Source organism: Paraburkholderia terricola, assembly GCF_003330825.1.
In the GTDB taxonomy this organism is placed as follows: Bacteria; Pseudomonadota; Gammaproteobacteria; order Burkholderiales; family Burkholderiaceae; genus Paraburkholderia; species Paraburkholderia terricola.
In genome coordinates, this window is the sequence record NZ_CP024942.1 from 1,439,644 (window position 1) to 1,460,174 (window position 20,531).

General features: G+C 61.3%; 16 protein-coding genes, 3 tRNA genes and 2 rRNA genes. 14 read left to right on the plus strand and 7 right to left on the minus strand.

Features of this window, described 5'->3' with window-relative positions; all coding sequences use genetic code 11:
- The first annotated feature begins 24 nt into the window (after nt 1-24).
- The 4 genes from CUJ90_RS24970 to rrf all read left to right on the plus strand — a co-directional run bounded on the left by CUJ90_RS24970 (nt 25) and on the right by rrf (nt 3,700).
- Nucleotides 25-101 (plus strand) — tRNA-Ile (locus tag CUJ90_RS24970).
- A gap of 53 nt (nt 102-154) precedes the next feature.
- Nucleotides 155-230: transfer RNA gene (locus CUJ90_RS24975), tRNA-Ala, on the plus strand.
- Between the two features lie 309 nt (nt 231-539).
- A 23S ribosomal RNA gene (locus CUJ90_RS24980) occupies nt 540-3,419 on the plus strand.
- A 167-nt stretch (nt 3,420-3,586) separates the two neighbouring features.
- Nucleotides 3,587-3,700 (plus strand): 5S ribosomal RNA (gene rrf, locus CUJ90_RS24985).
- Between the two features lie 198 nt (nt 3,701-3,898).
- Here rrf and CUJ90_RS24990 read toward each other — a convergent pair.
- Together CUJ90_RS24990 and CUJ90_RS24995 are read right to left on the minus strand one after the other, a co-directional pair.
- The gene (locus tag CUJ90_RS24990) at nt 3,899-4,363 is read right to left on the minus strand and encodes a hypothetical protein (protein WP_073430646.1); all 465 of its coding nucleotides are present in this window, start codon (nt 4,361-4,363) and stop codon (nt 3,899-3,901) included.
- Between the two features lie 313 nt (nt 4,364-4,676).
- Nucleotides 4,677-5,522 (minus strand): FadR/GntR family transcriptional regulator, encoded by an 846-nt coding sequence (locus CUJ90_RS24995; RefSeq protein ID WP_073430647.1) that lies wholly within the window; start codon nt 5,520-5,522, stop codon nt 4,677-4,679.
- Between the two features lie 277 nt (nt 5,523-5,799).
- Here CUJ90_RS24995 and CUJ90_RS25000 point away from each other — a divergent pair, with 277 nt between their 5' ends.
- The 8 genes from CUJ90_RS25000 to CUJ90_RS25035 all read left to right on the plus strand — a co-directional run bounded on the left by CUJ90_RS25000 (nt 5,800) and on the right by CUJ90_RS25035 (nt 13,449).
- Complete coding sequence (locus CUJ90_RS25000; protein ID WP_073430648.1) at nt 5,800-7,008, plus strand: ABC transporter substrate-binding protein; 1,209 nt, start codon at nt 5,800-5,802, stop codon at nt 7,006-7,008.
- Between the two features lie 83 nt (nt 7,009-7,091).
- Nucleotides 7,092-7,952: a branched-chain amino acid ABC transporter permease gene (locus CUJ90_RS25005; RefSeq protein WP_073430649.1), complete on the plus strand. Its 861-nt coding sequence runs from the start codon at nt 7,092-7,094 to the stop codon at nt 7,950-7,952.
- Nucleotides 7,949-9,028, plus strand: coding sequence for a branched-chain amino acid ABC transporter permease (locus CUJ90_RS25010; protein ID WP_114164134.1), 1,080 nt, complete (start codon nt 7,949-7,951; stop codon nt 9,026-9,028). Before CUJ90_RS25005 ends, CUJ90_RS25010 begins: the two co-directional genes overlap by 4 nt.
- On the plus strand, nt 9,025-9,792 hold the full coding sequence (locus CUJ90_RS25015) for an ABC transporter ATP-binding protein (protein WP_073430651.1): 768 nt from the start codon (nt 9,025-9,027) through the stop codon (nt 9,790-9,792). The genes CUJ90_RS25010 and CUJ90_RS25015 overlap by 4 nt, the downstream gene beginning before the upstream one ends.
- Nucleotides 9,789-10,490: an ABC transporter ATP-binding protein gene (locus CUJ90_RS25020; protein ID WP_073430652.1), complete on the plus strand. Its 702-nt coding sequence runs from the start codon at nt 9,789-9,791 to the stop codon at nt 10,488-10,490. The genes CUJ90_RS25015 and CUJ90_RS25020 overlap by 4 nt, the downstream gene beginning before the upstream one ends.
- A gap of 33 nt (nt 10,491-10,523) precedes the next feature.
- Nucleotides 10,524-11,807, plus strand: coding sequence for a Zn-dependent hydrolase (locus CUJ90_RS25025; RefSeq protein ID WP_073430653.1), 1,284 nt, complete (start codon nt 10,524-10,526; stop codon nt 11,805-11,807).
- Nucleotides 11,804-13,294 carry a M81 family metallopeptidase gene (locus CUJ90_RS25030; protein WP_073430654.1) on the plus strand — a complete coding sequence of 497 codons (1,491 nt, stop codon included), beginning with the start codon at nt 11,804-11,806 and terminating at the stop codon, nt 13,292-13,294. The genes CUJ90_RS25025 and CUJ90_RS25030 overlap by 4 nt, the downstream gene beginning before the upstream one ends.
- Nucleotides 13,295-13,372: 78 nt before the next feature.
- Nucleotides 13,373-13,449 (plus strand) — tRNA-Val (locus CUJ90_RS25035).
- A 91-nt stretch (nt 13,450-13,540) separates the two neighbouring features.
- Here the strand turns inward: CUJ90_RS25035 and CUJ90_RS25040 are convergent.
- A complete protein-coding gene (locus CUJ90_RS25040; protein WP_073430655.1) occupies nt 13,541-14,425 on the minus strand; it encodes an amidohydrolase family protein in 885 nt (294 codons plus the stop codon).
- Between the two features lie 3 nt (nt 14,426-14,428).
- Entirely contained in the window at nt 14,429-15,730 is a 1,302-nt protein-coding gene (locus tag CUJ90_RS25045) for an MFS transporter (protein WP_114164135.1), read from the minus strand.
- A 158-nt stretch (nt 15,731-15,888) separates the two neighbouring features.
- Here CUJ90_RS25045 and CUJ90_RS25050 point away from each other — a divergent pair, with 158 nt between their 5' ends.
- Nucleotides 15,889-16,626: a GntR family transcriptional regulator gene (locus CUJ90_RS25050; RefSeq protein ID WP_073430657.1), complete on the plus strand. Its 738-nt coding sequence runs from the start codon at nt 15,889-15,891 to the stop codon at nt 16,624-16,626.
- Between the two features lie 236 nt (nt 16,627-16,862).
- The gene (locus CUJ90_RS25055) at nt 16,863-18,173 is read left to right on the plus strand and encodes an MFS transporter (RefSeq protein ID WP_073430658.1); all 1,311 of its coding nucleotides are present in this window, start codon (nt 16,863-16,865) and stop codon (nt 18,171-18,173) included.
- Between the two features lie 26 nt (nt 18,174-18,199).
- On the opposite strand, the gene CUJ90_RS33635 is transcribed toward CUJ90_RS25055, so the two are convergent.
- From CUJ90_RS33635 to mnmH, 3 genes are read right to left on the minus strand one after another with little or no spacing between them, the layout of a single operon-like run.
- Nucleotides 18,200-18,334 carry a hypothetical protein gene (locus CUJ90_RS33635; RefSeq protein ID WP_268802003.1) on the minus strand — a complete coding sequence of 45 codons (135 nt, stop codon included), beginning with the start codon at nt 18,332-18,334 and terminating at the stop codon, nt 18,200-18,202.
- 18 nt (nt 18,335-18,352) lie between these two features.
- A complete protein-coding gene (locus CUJ90_RS25060) occupies nt 18,353-19,408 on the minus strand; it encodes a permease (RefSeq protein WP_114164136.1) in 1,056 nt (351 codons plus the stop codon).
- 26 nt (nt 19,409-19,434) lie between these two features.
- The gene (mnmH, locus tag CUJ90_RS25065) at nt 19,435-20,502 is read right to left on the minus strand and encodes a tRNA 2-selenouridine(34) synthase MnmH (protein WP_073430660.1); all 1,068 of its coding nucleotides are present in this window, start codon (nt 20,500-20,502) and stop codon (nt 19,435-19,437) included.
- Nucleotides 20,503-20,531: the final 29 nt, after the last annotated feature.

Consider the following 20,531-nt stretch of genomic DNA (forward strand, 5'->3'; position numbering starts at 1 on the left):
GGCTGTGAAATCAGGCAGACTCAGGGGTCTGTAGCTCAGCTGGTTAGAGCACCGTCTTGATAAGGCGGGGGTCGATGGTTCGAACCCATCCAGACCCACCATTGTCTTGTCTGGTGTGCTGAATGCAACCCCTCTGGCGCATCTGCATGATCCCGGGGGATTAGCTCAGCTGGGAGAGCACCTGCTTTGCAAGCAGGGGGTCGTCGGTTCGATCCCGTCATCCTCCACCAATCCTCAATGCGCAGTGTTCTGTGTACGGCACAGAGCGTTTTGCATTGGCGATTGAGCCAGTCAGAGTGATACGCGGTTATGGCAACTGCGATATCGGCTGTCGTTCTTTAACAATCAGGAAGAAGTAGTAAAGAGATTCACGAAAGGGTACCTCGAGATGGGTGTCCGAGTAGGTGAATCAGGGTTGTGATTGTATCAATGTATGAAAGGGGAATCGGAAGATTGCCCTGGAATACGGCGCAACACGAATACTCAACCTGTAGCGAGCTCAACGGATCCGCAAGGACCGGGAGACACACTCGTTATAGGGTCAAGCGAACAAGTGCATGTGGTGGATGCCTTGGCGATCACAGGCGATGAAGGACGCGGTAGCCTGCGAAAAGCGGTGGGGAGCTGGCAAACGAGCTTTGATCCACCGATATCCGAATGGGGAAACCCACTCCTTATGGAGTATCCGTAGCTGAATACATAGGCTACGTGAAGCGAACGCGGTGAACTGAAACATCTAAGTAACCGCAGGAAAAGAAATCAACCGAGATTCCCAGAGTAGTGGCGAGCGAAATGGGAGCAGCCTGTACTCTTTATCTTCATTGTTAGTCGAACGCTCTGGAAAGTGCGGCCATAGCAGGTGATAGCCCTGTAGACGAAAACAGCGAGGAAGAACTAGGTGTACGACAAGTAGGGCGGGACACGTGAAATCCTGTCTGAAGATGGGGGGACCATCCTCCAAGGCTAAATACTCGTGATCGACCGATAGTGAACCAGTACCGTGAGGGAAAGGCGAAAAGAACCCCGGGAGGGGAGTGAAACAGATCCTGAAACCGCATGCATACAAACAGTCGGAGCCTCGCAAGGGGTGACGGCGTACCTTTTGTATAATGGGTCAGCGACTTACATTCAGTGGCAAGCTTAACCGATTAGGGCAGGCGTAGCGAAAGCGAGTCCGAACAGGGCGATTCAGTCGCTGGGTGTAGACCCGAAACCAGGTGATCTATCCATGGCCAGGATGAAGGTGCGGTAACACGTACTGGAGGTCCGAACCCACTAACGTTGAAAAGTTAGGGGATGAGCTGTGGATAGGGGTGAAAGGCTAAACAAACCTGGAAATAGCTGGTTCTCTCCGAAAACTATTTAGGTAGTGCCTCGTGTATCACCTTCGGGGTAGAGCACTGTCATGGTTGTGGGGTCCATTGCGGATTACTACGCCATAGCAAACTCCGAATACCGAAGAGTGCAATCACGGGAGACAGACATCGGGTGCTAACGTCCGGTGTCAAGAGGGAAACAACCCAGACCGCCAGCTAAGGTCCCCAAATATTGCTAAGTGGGAAACGAAGTGGGAAGGCTAAAACAGTCAGGAGGTTGGCTTAGAAGCAGCCATCCTTTAAAGAAAGCGTAATAGCTCACTGATCGAGTCGTCCTGCGCGGAAGATGTAACGGGGCTAAGCAATATACCGAAGCTGCGGATGCATATTTATATGCATGGTAGGAGAGCGTTCCGTAAGCCTGCGAAGGTGCACTGGAAAGTGTGCTGGAGGTATCGGAAGTGCGAATGCTGACATGAGTAGCGATAAAGGGGGTGAAAGGCCCCCTCGCCGTAAGCCCAAGGTTTCCTACGCAACGTTCATCGGCGTAGGGTGAGTCGGCCCCTAAGGCGAGGCAGAAATGCGTAGCTGATGGGAAGCAGGTTAATATTCCTGCACCATTGTTGAATGCGATGGGGGGACGGATCGCGGAAGGTTGTCCGGGTGTTGGAAGTCCCGGTCCTTGCATTGGAGAAGGCGCTTTGGCAAATCCGGGCGCGTAATTCAAGGGTGTGAGGCCAGTCACTTCGGTGACGAAGCAATCGGAAGTGGTTCCAGGAAAAGCCTCTAAGCTTCAGTTCAACAAGACCGTACCGCAAACCGACACAGGTGGGCGAGATGAGTATTCTAAGGCGCTTGAGAGAACTCGGGAGAAGGAACTCGGCAAATTGGTACCGTAACTTCGGGATAAGGTACGCCCCTGTAGCTTGATGCGCCTGCGCGCAAAGGGTGAAGGGGTTGCAATAAACTGGTGGCTGCGACTGTTTAATAAAAACACAGCACTCTGCAAACACGAAAGTGGACGTATAGGGTGTGACGCCTGCCCGGTGCCGGAAGATTAAATGATGGGGTGCAAGCTCCTGATTGAAGTCCCGGTAAACGGCGGCCGTAACTATAACGGTCCTAAGGTAGCGAAATTCCTTGTCGGGTAAGTTCCGACCTGCACGAATGGCGTAACGATGGCCACACTGTCTCCTCCCGAGACTCAGCGAAGTTGAAGTGTTTGTGATGATGCAATCTCCCCGCGGCTAGACGGAAAGACCCCATGAACCTTTACTGTAGCTTTGCATTGGACTTTGAACCGGTCTGTGTAGGATAGGTGGGAGGCTTTGAAGCGTGAACGCCAGTTTGCGTGGAGCCATCCTTGAAATACCACCCTGATCTGTTTGAGGTTCTAACCCTGGTCCGTGAATCCGGACCGGGGACAGTGCATGGTAGGCAGTTTGACTGGGGCGGTCTCCTCCCAAAGTGTAACGGAGGAGTACGAAGGTACGCTAGGTACGGTCGGAAATCGTGCTGATAGTGCAATGGCATAAGCGTGCTTGACTGCGAGACCGACAAGTCGAGCAGGTGCGAAAGCAGGTCATAGTGATCCGGTGGTTCTGTATGGAAGGGCCATCGCTCAACGGATAAAAGGTACTCTGGGGATAACAGGCTGATACCGCCCAAGAGTTCATATCGACGGCGGTGTTTGGCACCTCGATGTCGGCTCATCTCATCCTGGGGCTGTAGCCGGTCCCAAGGGTATGGCTGTTCGCCATTTAAAGAGGTACGTGAGCTGGGTTTAAAACGTCGTGAGACAGTTTGGTCCCTATCTGCCGTGGGCGCTGGATATTTGAAGGGGGCTGCTCCTAGTACGAGAGGACCGGAGTGGACGAACCTCTGGTGTACCGGTTGTCACGCCAGTGGCATCGCCGGGTAGCTATGTTCGGAAGAGATAACCGCTGAAAGCATCTAAGCGGGAAACTCGCCTTAAGATGAGATATCCCCGGGGCTTCGAGCCCCTTGAAGGGTCGTTCAAGACCAGGACGTTGATAGGTCAGGTGTGTAAGCGCAGTAATGCGTTGAGCTAACTGATACTAATTGCCCGTAAGGCTTGATCCTATAACCAGTGTGTTTCCGGTGGCGCCTCCCCGCGCCGCCACGCACGGTTGAGATCCGCGTTGTGCCCGATACACTCACCACCCCATTCCCCCTGGTGCGATGCACCAGACACTACTTCTTCCAGATTGGTCGTGTTGACCCCCGCGTCAACCTGACAACAAGTCATGCCTGATGACCATAGCGAGTCGGTACCACCCCTTCCCATCCCGAACAGGACCGTGAAACGACTCCACGCCGATGATAGTGCGGATTGCCCGTGTGAAAGTAGGTAATCGTCAGGCTCCCATGCAGAAACACAGACCCCACCCCACACCGGTGGGGTTTGTGCGTTTACGCGCGGTCAAAAGCAAGCCAACAGAGACTAGCAACCGCACCACCAAGGAACGGTTTGCTACCGCGCGAAATACGTCCATCCTCACAGCCGGTAACTCCCGGAGAAATCGGAAAGCTTTCCCTCGCCGCCTGCGCGATCCAATCCGTCAGGCCCGCTTCCGTACCGGCGTCTGATACGACATACCTGCGGTAAACCGGTCGAGTCGTTCGCTAGCATCGGTGACCGCCCAAAGAGGCGCGCTGTGCAACAGCTTGTCGTAATTCGTTGCGATTGCGGCAAAAAGCGCGAACCCTGCGCTATCCAATCCCCATTCGCCGGTTTCCCTTCCGATATCGAACACCGCCGACACCGCGCGCTCCGCCGCACCGAGTTGCTCGCCGGTCGCCGAGCCGAAGCCCGACTCCGCCAGGAAGCCGGTCAACAGCATGATCTGTGTAAGTGTCTGGGCGTCGGTCATGCTGCCGGTGCCCCGGCGCAAGGCGTCGAGCGCCAGATGCACCCGCAACGCCAGCTCATCGGCGGTCTGCCGGGCCATCGGCAGCAGCATGGTTTTGGCATGCCGCGCACGCGCAGCGCCAGTGTGCCGGGAAAACGGAATCGGTTGTGCCATGACGGTCCAATGTTTATGCCTATGCAGATGCAATAACGGCGCGAGCCGCAAAAGGTTGAGCCCTCGCTATGCATGCGCCGCAGCCGGCCGGCTCAAACGCAGTCGGGTGGCGGCTCCACGCCAATCGTCATGATCCTGCAGCGCACCCTGTGCAACTCGTGCGATCGCGCCTTCGATTCGCTTTATACCGTCGGTCGTCTCGCCAACAGCCTGCCCCATCGTTGCCCCGCGTTGGATCGCAAGCGCGCCACGCGCACCCATCCCGCGTGTCCGGACATCGAGCCATCCATACGATCCGTGACACGCGCGGCGCTCACGTTTGCTCCGCTTCATCCGATGGCGCGACACTGCGCGCCCTGACGCGTCGCCGGATCTCCGAATCCAGAATCAGACGCCCGCGCAGTTTTCCCTTCATCCGCTTCACGTAGCGTGGCGCTTCGGTCATGTGGATCACCATCAATTCACGTACCTTCTCGACGTTACGCTCGCGCGCCGCCTTCGTAATCGCCTTATGTATTTTCACGTTTGCCTGACCGAACCGTTCGTGTTCGGCTTGCGGCGTGTCGTTACGAAACTCGATCAGTTGCCTGATCATTTCGTTGATGAGCTCGCAACTGAAACGCAGGAACGGATTCGGATTCGCCGCTGCGAGGATGTCGTGAAAATTGACGTCTTCCTGTCGTTGCCGAACGATGTCGTGACCCCCGTGCGATGAACCCGGCCGGTCGCAGCACGCAATGTTCGCTTCGAGCGCCTCGAAGTCCTGCTCCGTCAGATGCGGCACCGCTCCCGCCGCCAGTTCCGGTTCCAGCAATTTGCGCACGGTGTAAATATCGTCGATCGACACATCCTTGAAGAACAGATAGTTCTGCAACAGCTGCAACGTGCGGTCGAGCGGCACTTCCACCACCATGCCGCCGCCGCTCGGGCCGGTCGTCACCTTGATCAGACCTTGCACCTCCAGGGACTTCAGTGCTTCCCTGATCGTGCTCTTGCTCACCGAAAAAAGCTGTTGCAGTTCAACCTCGCGCGGCAGCCGGTCGCCCGGTTTCAGGTCCTTCTCCGTGATGAGCCGCTTGATTTCCTCCGCGACCAGATCGCCACGCTTCTGCTGTTTGATCTCAATCGCGGCGCCCGCCTTGGCGCGGTCCATGGCCATATTCGATGCTCCTAGTTTGTCCCTGCACGATCTTTCATCGGTCCGCTCGTTCTATCACGGCTAGCGAGATCGCCCTCGATGCTGCCAGGAATTTTGCCTTATTGACACTCGAATTTATTGTACATACGATCCAATCCAGTCTATTTATCATGATAAATAGAACAAAGCCGGCGAGGTGAAAAAACTTCGCGGCGACCAGCAACTGGCGTACTCGTGTGCGCGGTGCGGTCAGTTTCGCAGTCGGTCAGTGCGTGTCTCTTTCTTAAGGAGCGTCATTTTGAATCGCCGAAATATGTTGAAGCTGGCCGCGTTGTCGGCTGTTCCGGGGACGTTGGGCTCGCTGGTCGCGCGCAGCGCGTTCGCGCAGGCCGGCACCTTGCAGTTCGCTTGTCCGGTGCCGATGTCGGGGCCGTTCGCCGCGAACGGCAAATATGCCGACCTCGGCATGAAGCTCGCGATCGAACAATACGGCAAGGTCCTCGGCGAACCGCTCGCGTATACCGTGCTCGATACGGAAGGCAAGCCGGCGACGGCAGTGCGTCGTGTGCAGGAAATCGCGCAGCAGAAGAATGCGCGCTTCTTCGCGGGAGGCATTCTGTCTTCCGAAGCATTGGCGATGGGCAAGGAAGTCCAGAAGGCCGACGGCGTTTTCATCACCACGGCCGGCGCCGATGAAATCACGGGCAAGGACTGCAATGACGCGACGTTCCGTTGGTCGGTGCCGACTTACGGTGCGATCGAGCAGACAGTGCGCCCGTTGACGCAGATGCTGCCGAAAGCAAAACGCTGGTACACCATCACGCCGCAATACGTTTTCGGCGAGGGCTTGTTGACCGCCGCCAAGGCGATATTCAAGGAGAAGGGCATCGAGCATGTGGGCAACAGCTACCACTCGCTCAATGAAAAGGAATTCAGCGGCTATTTGACGAACGCAGTCGCCGCCAAGCCCGACGTCCTGCTGATCCTGAACTTCGGTTCGCAATCGTCGGATACGCTGCGCCAGGCCGTGAGCTTCGGCATGAAGAACAATTGCACGATCCTGTTGGCGTGGGCGTCCGGCCTCGAGCAATTCGAAGCGCTCGGCGCGGATCTGTGCGAAGGCGTCTATTTCGGCGCGCAGTATTGGCACGACATCGATTCGCCGCTCAATCGCGATCTCGTCAAACGGACCAAAGCGGCATTCAAGACCAATCCCAACTACAGCCTCGCGGGTTCCTATATCTGCACGAAGATCCTGCTCGACGGCATCGTCAAAGCGGGCAACGTCGATCCGAAGAAAGTGGTCGCGGCGCTCGAAGGCATGAAGTACGACGGGTTGACGGGCCCGGAGGAAGTCCGCAAGGGCGATCATCAGGTGCTGAAGAACTACTATCTGTTGAAGGGCAAGGCGAAGAACAAGATGAAAAACGCCGACGATTACGCCGATATCGTCAGTTCGGGGCAATCCTTCCTGCCGCTCGACAAGACCGGCTGCAAGATGGTTTGACGCCTCAAACGCCGCGCGCGAGCGCGTGCGGCATGGCACGGCGCTCGCATAGCGCCTCCTCGGCACACCTTTAAACGGACGCCATGAACGTTTATCTCCTGCAGATCGTCAACGGCATCGGAGTAGGGATGCTGTATTTCCTGCTCGCGGTTGGTTTGTCGATCGTGTTTGGCCTGCTGCGCTTCGTGAATTTCGCGCACGGCGCGTTCTATCTGCTCGGTGCCTACTTCTGCTATCAGGCGATGCAGTGGTCGATGAGTTTCTGGGCCGCGCTCGTGGTCGTGCCGATCGTGGTCGGCGCGCTTGCATGGGTCGTCGAGAAACTGATTTTGCGGCACGTCTACGCGCAACAACACGAGTTTCATATTCTCGCGACGGTGGGTCTTGCACTCGTCGTGCAGGAATGCGCGATTCTCGTGTGGGGTCCGCTCGGCGATAACGTGCCGGTTCCCGACTTGCTCAACGGCGTGGTGATCTGGGGCAGCTTCGTGTATCCGAAGTATCGGTTGTTCGTGATCGGCTTCACAGCGGTATTGGCCGCGCTTCTGTGGTGGGTGTTGGAGGGCACGCGGCTCGGCAGCGCGGTGCGCGCCGGCAGCGAATCGACCGAGATGGTGTCGCTGCTCGGCATCAACGTATTGCGTGTTTTCAGCCTCGTTTTCGCGCTCGGCGCGGCAACGGCCGCATTGGCCGGCGTACTCGCCGCGCCGATTCGCGGCGTCGATCCCTTCATGGGCATCGAGGCATTGAGCGTCGCGTTCGTCGTGGTGGTGGTCGGCGGGATGGGCAATTTTCTCGGCGCGCTGGTAGGTGGACTGCTGGTCGGCATCGTGCAAAGCGTGATGAGCACGTTGTGGCCCGAAGGCGCGCGGTTGATGATCTACGTCGCGATGGCCGCCGTTCTGTTGCTGCGACCGAACGGTTTGCTCGGGAGGGCGTCATGATCGACACGTCAAAGCCAATCGTGCGGAGCGCTGCTTCCACGGCGACCCGATCGGGCGCACAGCACTCGTTGCATCGCTATCGCTTTCTGCTGCTGGCATTGCTGGTCGTGTGCGTATTGCCGTTGACGTTGCGCTCAGGCTCACTCGCCACCGAGGTGCTGGTATTCGCTCTCGCTGCACTCGGCTGCAATCTGCTGCTCGGCCACACGGGCCTGTTGTCCTTCGGGCAGGGCATTTTCTTCGGGCTCGGCAGCTATTGCGCTGGCCTCGTCCTGACTAAAACCGCATTGCCCGTGCCGGTCGCGCTGCTCGCGTCGATCGTAATCGGCGCGGCGGCTGCTGCGCTGGTCGGCTGGTTTTCGATTCGTCAGCGCGGCACGTACTTCGTGATGTTGACGCTGGCATTCGGCCAGCTATTCTATTTTCTCGCTTACACCACGCCCGATCTGACCGGCGGCGACAACGGCCTGCTCGACATTCCGCGTCCCGCGCTCGGCCTGTTCGGCAAAGCGCTGCTGCCGTTGACCTCGCCGTGGCAATACTACGGCTTCGTCGCCGTGCTATTTCTCGCTGTGTTCTGGCTCCTGATGCGCGTGTCCCATTCGGTATTCGGCCGTACGTTGCTTGCGATTCGCGACAACGAGGTACGCGCGGCCGCGGTCGGCTACGACGTCAAACGCTTCAAGCTGATGGCGTTCGTGATTTCCGGCGCGGTGACGGGTCTTGCCGGCGCGCTGCATGCGCTGATGACCGGCATTGCGCCGCTCTCCAACATCGACTATCACACGAGCGAGATGATCCTCGTGATGACGGTGATCGGCGGCACGGGCAATCTGTTCGCCTCGGTATTGGGCGCCGCGTTTTACGTGCTGTTCGCCGATTGGCTCTCGACGCTGTGGCCGCGCTGGCTGCTGCTGCTCGGCATCGTGCTGATCGCCGTCAGCCTGTTCATGCAGCGCGGACTGTGGGGCCTGGGCGAACGCATCGGGCAATCGCTGCGCCGCAAGCCTTCCGCCGAGCCAGACAACGACACAGACAACGACACGGACAACGACGCAGGCAAGGAGCCGATATGAGCGAGCCGATTCTGCGCGCAAGCGGCGTAGTAAAGCGCTACGGCAAGTTCACGGCGCTCTCCGAAGTCAATCTGCGCATCATGCCGCGCACCGTGCATTCGGTGATCGGCCCGAACGGCGCGGGCAAGACGACGTTGTTTCATGTGCTGACCGGCACCGTGCCGCTTACGGCGGGAACGATCGTATTCGACGGTCACGACGTCACGCACGAGCCGGACCATAAGCGCGTACGCCGTGGCGTCGCGCGCTCGTTTCAGGTGACGAGCCTGTTCGCCAATCTGAGCGTGCGTGAAAACCTGCGGCTCGCCGCGCAAGGTGTCGACGCGGTTCGCGCACTGAATGCGTGGACCCCGCCGCGCGGCGCGCTCACGCAAGCCGACACCGTCGACAGCGTGCTCGAACGCCTCGCGCTACAGCGCTTTAGCGAAGTGTCGGCAGGCGCGCTGTCGCATGGTCAGCAGCGGCGGCTCGAAGTCGGCATGGCGCTTGCTGCGCGACCCAAGGCGATCTTTCTCGATGAGCCGACTTCCGGCATGGGTATCGACGACCTCGACGACATGAAGCAACTGATCCGCGGCCTGCGCGACGATTACACCGTCGTGCTGATCGAACACAACATGGGCATCGTGATGGACATCTCCGACACGATCACCGTCATGCAGCAAGGGCGCGTGCTGGTGGAAGGGCGGCCGGACGACATTCGCGGCGACGAGCGGGTGCGCAGCGCCTATCTCGGCAACATGATCACCGGAGGCCGCGCATGATTCTCGACGTGCAGCAGATTCACGGTTTCTATGGCAAGAGTCACATCCTGCAAGGCGTCACGCTGCAAGTCGACGACGGCGAAACGGTCACACTATTGGGCCGCAACGGCGCGGGCAAATCGACCACGCTCAAGGCGATTGCCGGCGTCGTCGCGCCACGGCGCGGCAGCGTGACGTTCAACGGCGCCGAGATAGGCGGCATGCCGCCGCACAAGATCGCCGCACGCGGCGTGTGCTTCGTGCCCGAGCATCGCGGCGTCTTTCGTCTGCTGAGCGTCGAGGAAAACTTGCGGCTTGGCGCGCGCAAGGATTCGCCGTGGCAGCTCGACGATATCTACCGCATTTTTCCGCGTCTGAAAGAACGGCGCACCAACGGTGGCGGGCAATTGTCCGGCGGCGAGCAGCAAATGCTCGCGATTGGCCGCGCGTTGATGAACCATCCACGGCTTTTGATGCTCGACGAACCGGTCGAGGGTCTCGCGCCGGTGATCGTCGAAGAGATCGTCGCGCAGCTCAAGCTGATTCGCGCAGCGGGCGTTGCGATTCTGCTGGTCGAGCAGAACCTCGAAGTCTGCACGCAACTCGCGGATCGTCACTACATCATCGAGCAGGGCGTCATCGTCTATTCGGGCGATAACGCGTCGTTCGCCGCGGACGAGTCGATCAAGGACCGCTATCTCGGCGTCGGCGTCGCCTGACGCGCGCTTTGTCTTCAACACGAGGAAGCATCGATGCAAGCTCACGAATCAACGACCATCGCGACGCCCGCCGATCTGCGCGTGGACGGCGCGCGCCTTTGGGACAGTCTCATGCAACTCGCGCGCATTGGCGCGACCGAGAAAGGCGGTGTGTGCCGGCTCGCCCTGACCGAGTTGGACCGGAAAGCGCGCGATCTTTTCATCGCTTGGGCAAAGGAAATCGGCTGCAGCGTGCGGGTCGACGCGATCGGCAATATCTTCGCGCGTCGCGCGGGTCTGCGTGATGATTTGCCGCCGGTGATGACCGGCAGCCACATCGACACGCAACCCACGGGCGGCAAGTTCGACGGCAATTACGGCGTGCTGGCGGGCCTCGAAGTATTGCGCACGCTGGCGGAGGTCAACGTGCAGACGCTCGCCCCGCTGGAGGTCGCGGTGTGGACCAACGAAGAGGGCTCACGCTTCGTGCCCGTGATGATGGGCTCCGGCGTGTTCTCGGGCGCGTTCACGCTTGAGCATGCGTTGGAACAACGCGATCGCGATGGCGTCTCGGTGCGCGACGCGCTCACGGCGATCGGTTATGTCGGCGAGCATGACAAGCCGCACGCCGTCGGCGCCTATTTCGAAGCGCATATCGAACAAGGGCCGGTACTGGAAGCGCACGACAAGACGATCGGCGTGGTGCAAGGCGCGCTGGGTCAACGCTGGTACGACGTGACGGTGCACGGCATGGAGGCGCACGCGGGGCCCACGCCGATGGAACTGCGCCGCGACGCGCTGCTCGTGGCAGCCGATCTGATTCACGCCGTCAATCGCATCGCGTTGGACCACGCGCCGCATGGACGCGGCACGGTGGGCTGGCTCGACGTGCATCCGAATTCGCGCAACGTCATTCCGGGCCGCGTGACGCTCACGGTCGATCTGCGCGCGGCGGACGACGCGACGCTCACGGCGATGGATACCGCGTTGCGCGCCGCATGCTCGAACGCGGCCGCGAAAGCCGGCATCGCCGTGGATGTCGAGCAAGTGGTGTACTTTTCGCCTCAACCGTTCGCCGCCGAACTGGTTGCAGCCGTGAAGCGGGGCGCGGACACGCTGGGTTTTTCATCGATGGACGTGATCAGCGGCGCGGGCCACGATGCCGTCTATCTCGCGCGAGTCGCGCCCGCCGCGATGATCTTCGTGCCGTGCAAGGACGGCATCAGCCACAACGAAATCGAGGATGCGCGCGCGGACCATCTGGAAGCCGGTTGCAACGTGCTGTTGCAGGCGATGTTGAACGCCGCGGCGCGGCCGGCAGGGAGCGTCGAATCATGAAGATCCTGATTGCAAGGATGAACCACGAGACGAACACGTTTTCGCCGGTGCCCACGCCGCTCGCCGCGTTCGGCCGCAACGGTCCGAGCCGCGGCGAAGACGCGTTCAACGCGAACAAGGGCATGCAGACGGCGATGGCCGCGTTCATCGACGCAGCCGGGCGTGAGCATGCGGAGATCGTCACGCCGATTTCCGCATCCGCGAATCCGAGCGGACCGGTCGATGCGGCGGCCTATGACGCGATCTGCGAGGCGATCGTTGCGGCGGCACCGGGTTGCGATGCAGTGATGCTCGATCTGCACGGCGCAATGGTCGCCGAGAATTCGGATGACGGCGAGGGCGATCTGCTCGAACGCGTGCGCGCGGCGCTGCCGCATGCACCGATCGCGGTCGCGCTCGATCTGCACGGCAACGTCACGCAAAAGATGATCGACCACGCCGACGTGATCGTCAGTTTCAAAACCTATCCGCACGTCGATATGTACGAGACCGGCGCGCACGCGGCGCGCCTGCTGTTCGATCTCGTGCACGGCAAGGCCAGGCCGGTGATCGCGTGGCGCCAGCCGCCGCTGCTCACGCACACGTTGCGCAGCGCGACCGCCGAGGGCGCGATGAAACGCGCCGTGGACGCCGCGCGCGCGGCCGAGGCCGACGGCATGCTCGCGGTGTCGGTGCTGTCCGGCTTTTCGCTCGCCGATATCGAGGCGCCGTGCATCAGCGTCGTCGTGGTGGGCAATGGCGAGCGTGCGCAAGCCGAGGCGGTGGCAGAGCGCATCGCGCGGCAGATCTGGCGCGAGCGCGACGATTTCGTCTATCGCAGCGCGCCGCTGGCCGAATCGGTCGCGCAGGCGGCCGCGCTCGCGCAGGGCGCCGACAAGCCGGTGCTGCTGCTCGATCACGGCGATAACTGCATGTCGGGCGGCACGTGCGACACGATGGATCTGCTCGAGGAAGCGCTCACGCAGAAGCTCGACGGCATCGTGAGCGGGCCGCTGTGCGACCCGCAAGCCGTGGCGGCGTTGATGGCGGCGGGCGTCGGCAGCACGGTGACGGTGACCATCGGCAACAAGGTTGCGAGCAATGCGGTGACGCCGCGGCCGCCCGTCGCGGTGACCGGCGTCGTGCGCGCGCTGACCGACGGCGAGTACGTGATCAGCGGCCCGACCTACACCGGCCAGCGCGCCTTCATGGGACGCGCCGCGGTGCTCGACACAGGCACCGTGAAACTCGTGATGACCGAGCACACGCACGAACCGTGGGACCTCGGCGTGTTCGAAAGCGTGGGCATCGATCCGCGACGCGCGCGTTTCCTGTTGCTCAAATCGCGCATGTACTGCCGGCCGGTTTTCGTGCCGATCGCCGCGGGGCTGGTGGAATGCGATAGCCGCGGCGTAACGAGCTCCGACTACGCGCTATTCAAATTCGAGCATGTGAAGCGGCCGGTTTATCCGCTGGATACGCGGACGGAGTGGACGTCCGCGAACTGAAGGAAAGGTGTTGATGAATCGAGGTGTCGTCCGAGGCTTGTGCTGCGCGGGTGGAGTCTTTATAATTCGCGCCTCTAAAGGCTCGTAGCTCAGTTGGTTAGAGCACCACCTTGACATGGTGGGGGTCGTTGGTTCGAATCCAATCGAGCCTACCAACGCAAAAGTGGCGTGGACGAAAGCGGCTCCGCTTTCGTCCACCGTCATGTTCTCGCATCACCTCTCGAATCCACCCGCAACGCCCTTAGTTCAGGTAACTGCCGATGCCGTTGCCGACGACGCGCCGCGGTCGGGTAACTCGTCTTCAAAACCATAGAACGACTGCGGAGTCGTGCACAGGATCGCGTCGATTGCCGCTGCATCGAGGCCGAGTTCCATTAGCATCGACAGCGACTGGCCGTAGTCCGTCATCCGTTCATGCTGCGTATGAGGCCAGTCGCTGCCCCACATCAGACGCCCAGCGCCGAAATGTTCGAGCAATTGCTTCGTCGCCTCGCGGACAAAGCTTGAATCGCCAGCCGCGCAACGGTACGCGGCCGATAGCTTGACCCAAATGCGGCCGCTCTTGCCATAACGCAGCAATGCCTCGAAGCCGGGGTCTCCGATGCCTTGGTCCGGGTCGGGTCTTCCAAAATGATCGACGACGACTGGTACGCCGGCCTCCAGCAGCCGGTCGAGCATGGGCGCAAGGTCGCGCGCAGCGCGGTGCAGTTCGACATGCCAACTCAGTTGCGAGAGCCGATCGAGCAGAAGCGTCCACGATTTCGCTCGCAGATCCGGCAGCGCCTGTTCGATCAGGTTCAGCCGTATGCCGGTTACGCCTCGGCCCTGCATCTCGGCGAGCGATTCATCGGAAGCATCGGGCGCGATCACCGCGACACCTCTCAAGCGGTGCGTGTCGCGCGACAGCGCCTGCAACAGATAGCGATTGTCCGTGCCAAGAAAACTCGGCTGCACGAGAACCGCGCGCCCGATGCCGTGTGCGTCGAGCAATTGCAGATACGTGTCGAGCGTTGCATCGTAGCCAGGCGAGTAACGCCTGCCATCCACCAACGGCAAGCCTTGCTCGAAGACGTGCGCATGGGTATCGACGCAACGCGAGCGGGACTGAACGGGCGATGCCGGCGCAATCATGGTTCAGCTCCGCGGCGGATTCAGCGTCAAGCGCGCAGCGTCGCCGCTGTCGTTCGCCGATTCGGACGCCACCACGCCACGCAGACGTTTGCCACGCGTTTCGGGCAGCAGCAACACGGCGATCATCGCGAGTCCGTAGGCAATGGCCGCGTCGATGCCGATCGCGATGCCGAGCGACATCGAATGACTCATGTAGCCCACGAGAACCGGGAAACTCGCTGACGCAATGCGTCCAAAGTTGTAGCAGAAGCCGACGCCCGTACCGCGCATATCCGCCGGATACAGTTCATTGAAAAGCGGCCCGAGGCTCGCCGGAATACCGGCTGCGAACAGTCCGAGCGGGAAGCCCAGCACGAGCATTTGCGTGTTGGTCAGCGGCAGCATGACGTAGGCGAGAACCGTGACGACGCAACAGAACGCGAACAACGCAATGTTGCGCCGGCGGCCGATGCGGTCGAGCAGGTACGCGCTCAACATGCAGCCGCACCAGAAGGCCACGATCACCACGGCCAGATAGCCGCCCGTATGTAGAACCGACAGGTGCCGCTCTTTCGCAAGAAAGGTGGGTAGCCACGTCATGATCGCGTAGTAGCCGCCATGAGCGCCGGTGCCCAGCACCGCGCCGATAATGGTCGTGCGGAGCACGCGCGGCTGGAAGACCTGCATGATTTGCCCGAGCGCGGAGACCTTGGGCGCGGCGCTGGCCGGCGCGATGCGGGCCGGTTCCTTCAGATTGCGTCGAACGAACAGGACAAGGCCGGCCGGCAACAGGCCGACGGCGAACATCACGCGCCATGCGGTGTCCGATGGCAACCACGAGAACGCCGCGGCATACACCAGCACGGCCGCGCCCCATCCAACCGCCCACGCGCTTTGCACGGCGCCCATCGCCTTGCCGCGGTGTTCGGTACGGATGGTTTCCGCCATCAGCACCGCGCCGGCCGCCCATTCGCCGCCGAATCCGAAGCCTTGAAGCGCTTTGAGCACCAGCAGTTGCGGGAAGTTTTGCGCGAACGCGCAAAGAAACGTGAAGCCGGCGAACCAGAGGATCGTCATTTGCAGCGTTCGGACACGGCCGAAGCGGTCCGATAACGCCCCGGCAATCCAGCCGCCGAGCGCGGACGAAACGAGCGTCACGCCGCTGATCGCACCCGCCTGCGTATGGTCGATGCCATACGCCGCGATGATCGCGGGGATGGCGAGGGTGAACATCTGCACGTCGAGCGCGTCGAGCCCCCAACCAGCAAAGCAGCCCCAGAAGGTGTTGCGTTCGAGTTGCGAGCCTTGCTTGTACCACGTGAACATAGCCGTCTCCGTTCCCTTGCAATTCATTCAGTCATATATATGAATGCCTGAATGATCGAGGCAATGCCGCTAAAAGTCAGTGGGTAAAAACCCTCGCTCACGGTGGCCCTCTTCGATGCGGTACAGTAGTTACTCCTCTGAACAACTGTATGAATGCCATGGACACGGCCTCTTTCAAGCTGGACGACCGATTGCCCCGTTATCATCAATTGCGTGACGACCTGCTTAGCCGCATTGCCGCGGGCGAATGGACGCCGACGCAAGCGATCGCCACCGAGGCGGAACTGGGACAGTTCTACAACGTCTCCACGGGCACCGTTCGCAAGGCGATCGACCTGTTGGTGGCCGACGGTGTGCTCACGCGCAGTCAGGGCAGAGGGACGTTCATCCGCCGGCCCCGTTTCGATTCCTCGCTGTTTCGCTTCTTTCGTTTCAAGTCGCGCGACGGACAACCCGTGCGCCCCACCGCGCGCGTGTTCAAGCGCGAAATCGTGAAGCCCAGCGCGGAAATCCGCGCCGCCCTGAAGATGAAAGCCACCGAGAAGGCGATTCACCTTTCGCGCGTGCGTCTGATAGAAGGGCAGGCGGTGCTCTCCGAGGAAATCTGGCTGCCGCGCGCGCGTTTCGAGCCGTTGGCCACGCTGCCGCTCGATGATTTCGAAGATTTACTGTACCCGCTGTACGAGCGTCTTTGCCGGCAAATCGTGGCGTCCGCCACCGAAATTCTAAGAGTCGAGCAAGCCACGCCTGATGACGCCTCGGTCCTCGGTCTAGCGACCGGGAGTCCCGTCATTCTGGTGCACCGTGTCGCGTCGGATTTCGCGGGCACGCCGTTCGAATGGCGCAGCACGCGTGGGGCTGCCACCACGTTTCAATACCAGGTGGAAATTCGCTGAACCGTCTGCTTGCGCCATCGGCGCCAGCATCGCCTCTGCTGTTCACCCTACCGCATACCGGATCGACAAACCGGATAGACGCTAACCGCTCCTATCCGGGTATCACCTCATGGCGCGCGTCGCCGATTCGTACAAACATATATATGACTACATCAATTCGGCCGTTGCTATCGACGTAGCGGCCGCCGTGCCGCCCGTCGAATATCGAGAACGGCCGGCGCGGAAACGGAGCGGACATGTCCACGCAGACAGGATTTGAGCAGCAGGTAATGAAGAAAATGGCGTGGCGGCTGATGCCGCTTCTGATCGTCATGTTTCTCATCGCGTTTATCGACCGGCAGAACGTCGGCTTCGCCAAGCTGGAGATGGTGCACGATCTCGGCATGACGGAAGCCTCCTACGGCCTTGGCGCATCGTTGTTCTTCATCGGCTACCTGCTCTTCGAGGTGCCGAGCACGTTGGCGCTTCATCGCTTCGGCGCGCGGACCTGGCTCGCGCGCATCATGCTCACATGGGGCGTGGTGACGGTTTTGATGGCGTTCGCGCGCTCGCTGCCGGTGTTCTATTCATTCCGTTTCGCGTTGGGTGTCGCTGAAGCGGGTTTTTATCCCGGCGTCATCTATTACCTCACGCAGTGGTTCCCGCAGAGCTATCGCACCAGGGTACTCGGGTTCTTCACGCTGGGCAGTTCGCTTGCCAATATGCTGGGCTCGCTGGTCGGCGGCCTGCTGCTGACGCTCGGCGGCACCTGGGGATTCGCGGGATGGCAGTGGGTGTTCATCGCCACCGGTATCCCGGCCATTCTGGTAGCGTTCGTCGCGCTCAAATTCCTGCCGAATTCGGTCAAGGAAGCGCCGTTTCTCTCGCAGCAGGAGAAGGACGTGGTGATCGCCGCGCTCAAGCGCGAAGCATCGGATGAAGCCAAGGCGACACGGCCCTGGGGCGCGCTGCTCGACCCGAAGGTGCTGATGTTCGCGCTGACCTACATGCTGATGTCGACTTCGCTGTACGGCGTCACGTACTGGATGCCGACGCTCGTGAAAAGCTACGGTGTGTCCTCGTCGGTGAACGGCGTGCTGAACATGATTCCGTGGGCGCTGGCGACGCTGCTTCTGCTGTGGCTGCCGGGCAAGCTCAAGCGCGAGCGCGTGGTGCTCAAGGCGATGAGTGTGGTAGCGGGTATCGGCGTGATGTGTTTCGCGTCGAGCCTCGTATTGCCGACCGCGTCGCTGCGGTTTGCCGCGCTGTGTCTGGGCGGGGCGTGCATTCCGCTACTGTATCCGTGCTTCTGGTCGCTTCCGCCGCGCTTCTTCGCGGGCGCGAGAGCGGCGGCCAGCGTGGCGGCGATCAACGCGATCGGCAATCTGGGCGGATTCGCCGGACAGAATCTGATGCCCTATGTCGGCAAGGCGGCGCAGAGCCATGTCGCGCCGATGCTGGTGCCCACGGCGTGTCTGCTTGCGTTGGGCGTCGGCACCGGTGTCGCCGCGCTCATCGGCGCGCGTCGCAGGATGACGCTGGAGTCCGCGCCGGTCCGTTCGATCTGATCGCCTCGCGGCTAACTACTCCGCCGTCAAGGACGAAGCAGATCGAAGCCGGCCAGCACGACGACGCCGCTGACCACGATCAGCGATACCGAGTGCTGTCCGAAGTAGAGCAGGGCGGCGGCCGACCAGCTCGCCACGGAAAATGCCGCGACACGTTTCATGCTTCAAACTCCAAAAACTCAGAACCCCAAGGCTGCGGCCAGCAACCCGCTCACCACGCCGCAAGCCACCACCGCCAGCGCCACCATCGTCAGCACGCGCCGGGGGAACGAACGCCCGAGCATCGCCATCGACGGCACGCTGATCAGCGGCAGCGTCATCAGCAGGGCGCCGGCCGGACCGGCCGCCATGCCGAAGGCAAGCATCGCCTGAATGATCGGCACTTCGCCCGCGGTGGGAATGACGAACAAGGTTCCCGCGATCGATAGCGCGATGATCCACAGCAGGCTGTTGTCGATGCCCGGCCCAATGTGCGGAAACAGCCATGCGCGCGCGGCGCCGAGCGCCAGCACCAGCACGATGTATTCGGGAATCAGGCGCAGCGTCATCGTGCCGAGAATTTTTACCCAGCGTGCGAACGCGGTGCCCGGCACGTCGGCGGCGACCAGTTGCGCCATGGCCTCGCGCGAGGCTTCGGCTTCCCTCGGCGTGACCATCCGGTTCACCAGATAGCCGAGGCCGAACACCATCACGATCCCCAACGCGAGCCGCAGGCCCATCCATTGCCAGCCGAGCACGAAGCCCATGAAGATCAGCGTGGCCGGATTGAGCGCGGTATTGCCGAGCCAGAACGCGATCGCCGCGCCCGGCGCGGCCTGGCGGGCGCGCAAGCCGGCCACGACCGGCGCCGCGCAGCAGGTGCACATCATGCCGGGCAGCGACATCAGGCCGCCCTTCACCACGCTGCTGAAATCGGTTCGGCCGAGCGCACGCGCGACCCACTGCGGCGGAATCAGCGCCTGCACCGCCGAGCCGAGCAGCAGGCCGAGCACCATGGCCTGCCAGATCGCCTTGCCGTAGGCGAGCGCGTAATCGATCGCCGCTTGCCATGACGGCGCCGGCGCGCTCGCCGAGGTGCCCATCAGGATCGACTTGCCGATGGAATGCTGGCTCGCGGCGACGAAGGCGCGGTTGTAGTAGGGAAACCACTTCACGTAGAAGAGGCCGACGACGGCGATCAGCAGAAACACGATCCAGCCAAGGGCGACACGGGGTTGCCTGAGGGTTGATTGCATGATGGTTTTTAAACGTTTCTTTTTGGTCAGATGACAGCGAGCGCGCGCTTGTCGAGCTGCGCCAGCAGGGTTTTCGCCTGGTCGACGACATCCGCGTCGTTGGGCCGGAAATGCAGTTGCAATGCGTGAGGCAACTGGACGAAATGTTGATGGCTGCTGCGCGCATACGCCGGATCGTAGTGCCGCTCGATCAGTTCGTTCGCGAGTTCCGCGCGCCGGTTTTCGTCGACGAGCCGTTGCCAGCCGGTGACACGTTCGCGGCTATGCAAACCGATCATTCGCTCCAGTTGCCCCTTGAGCGAAGCCGGATCGTCGAACAGATGCGCATAGTCGTGCAGCAGAAACGCCGCGCGATCCTCGCGGCTCGACTGCACCTCGACGCAGGCGCCGCGATGGAACGTTTCGAGCAGCGAAAGCGGCAGCGAGACCGAGCCGATGCGCCGGCTTTCCGCTTCCACGAACACCGGCCGCGCGCGATCGAGCGCGCGCAGCGCGCAAACCAGCAGCGTGTCGAAACGCTTTTGCGACGGCTGCGGCACGCCGGCCCAGGCGCCGAGCAGCGAGCCGCGGTGCGAGGCCAGCGCCTCGAGGTCGAGCGTCTGCGCGCCCGCCTCGCTCAAGGCCGCGAGCAGGCGCGTCTTGCCGCTGCCGGTCGGGCCCACCAGCGCGATGTAGTCGAACTGCTTCGGCAAGGAACCGAGCGTTTCGAGCGTTGTGTGCCGATAGCTTTTGTAGCCGCCTTCGAGCTGCCGCGCCTGCCAGCCGATCATATTGAAGAGCGTCGTAACCGAGCCTGAACGCTTGCCGCCGCGCCAGCAATAAATCAGCGGACGCCAGTTGCGCGGCCGGTCGGCGAAAGTCGTTTCCAGATGGTGCGCGATGTTGCGCGCGACCAGCGCCGCGCCGATGCGGGTGCCCTCGAACGGCGATACCTGCTTGTACGTCGTGCCGACCAGCACCCGCTCCTCGTTGCTGAGCACGGGGGCGTTCAGCGCGCCCGGAATGTGGTCCTCGGCAAACTCGAGGGGCGTGCGTACGTCGATGATTTCGTCGAAATCAGCGGCTTGATCGAGTCTGACGAGTAGATTTTTCAAGGGTTACGGACAAAACGGACCGGCGGGGA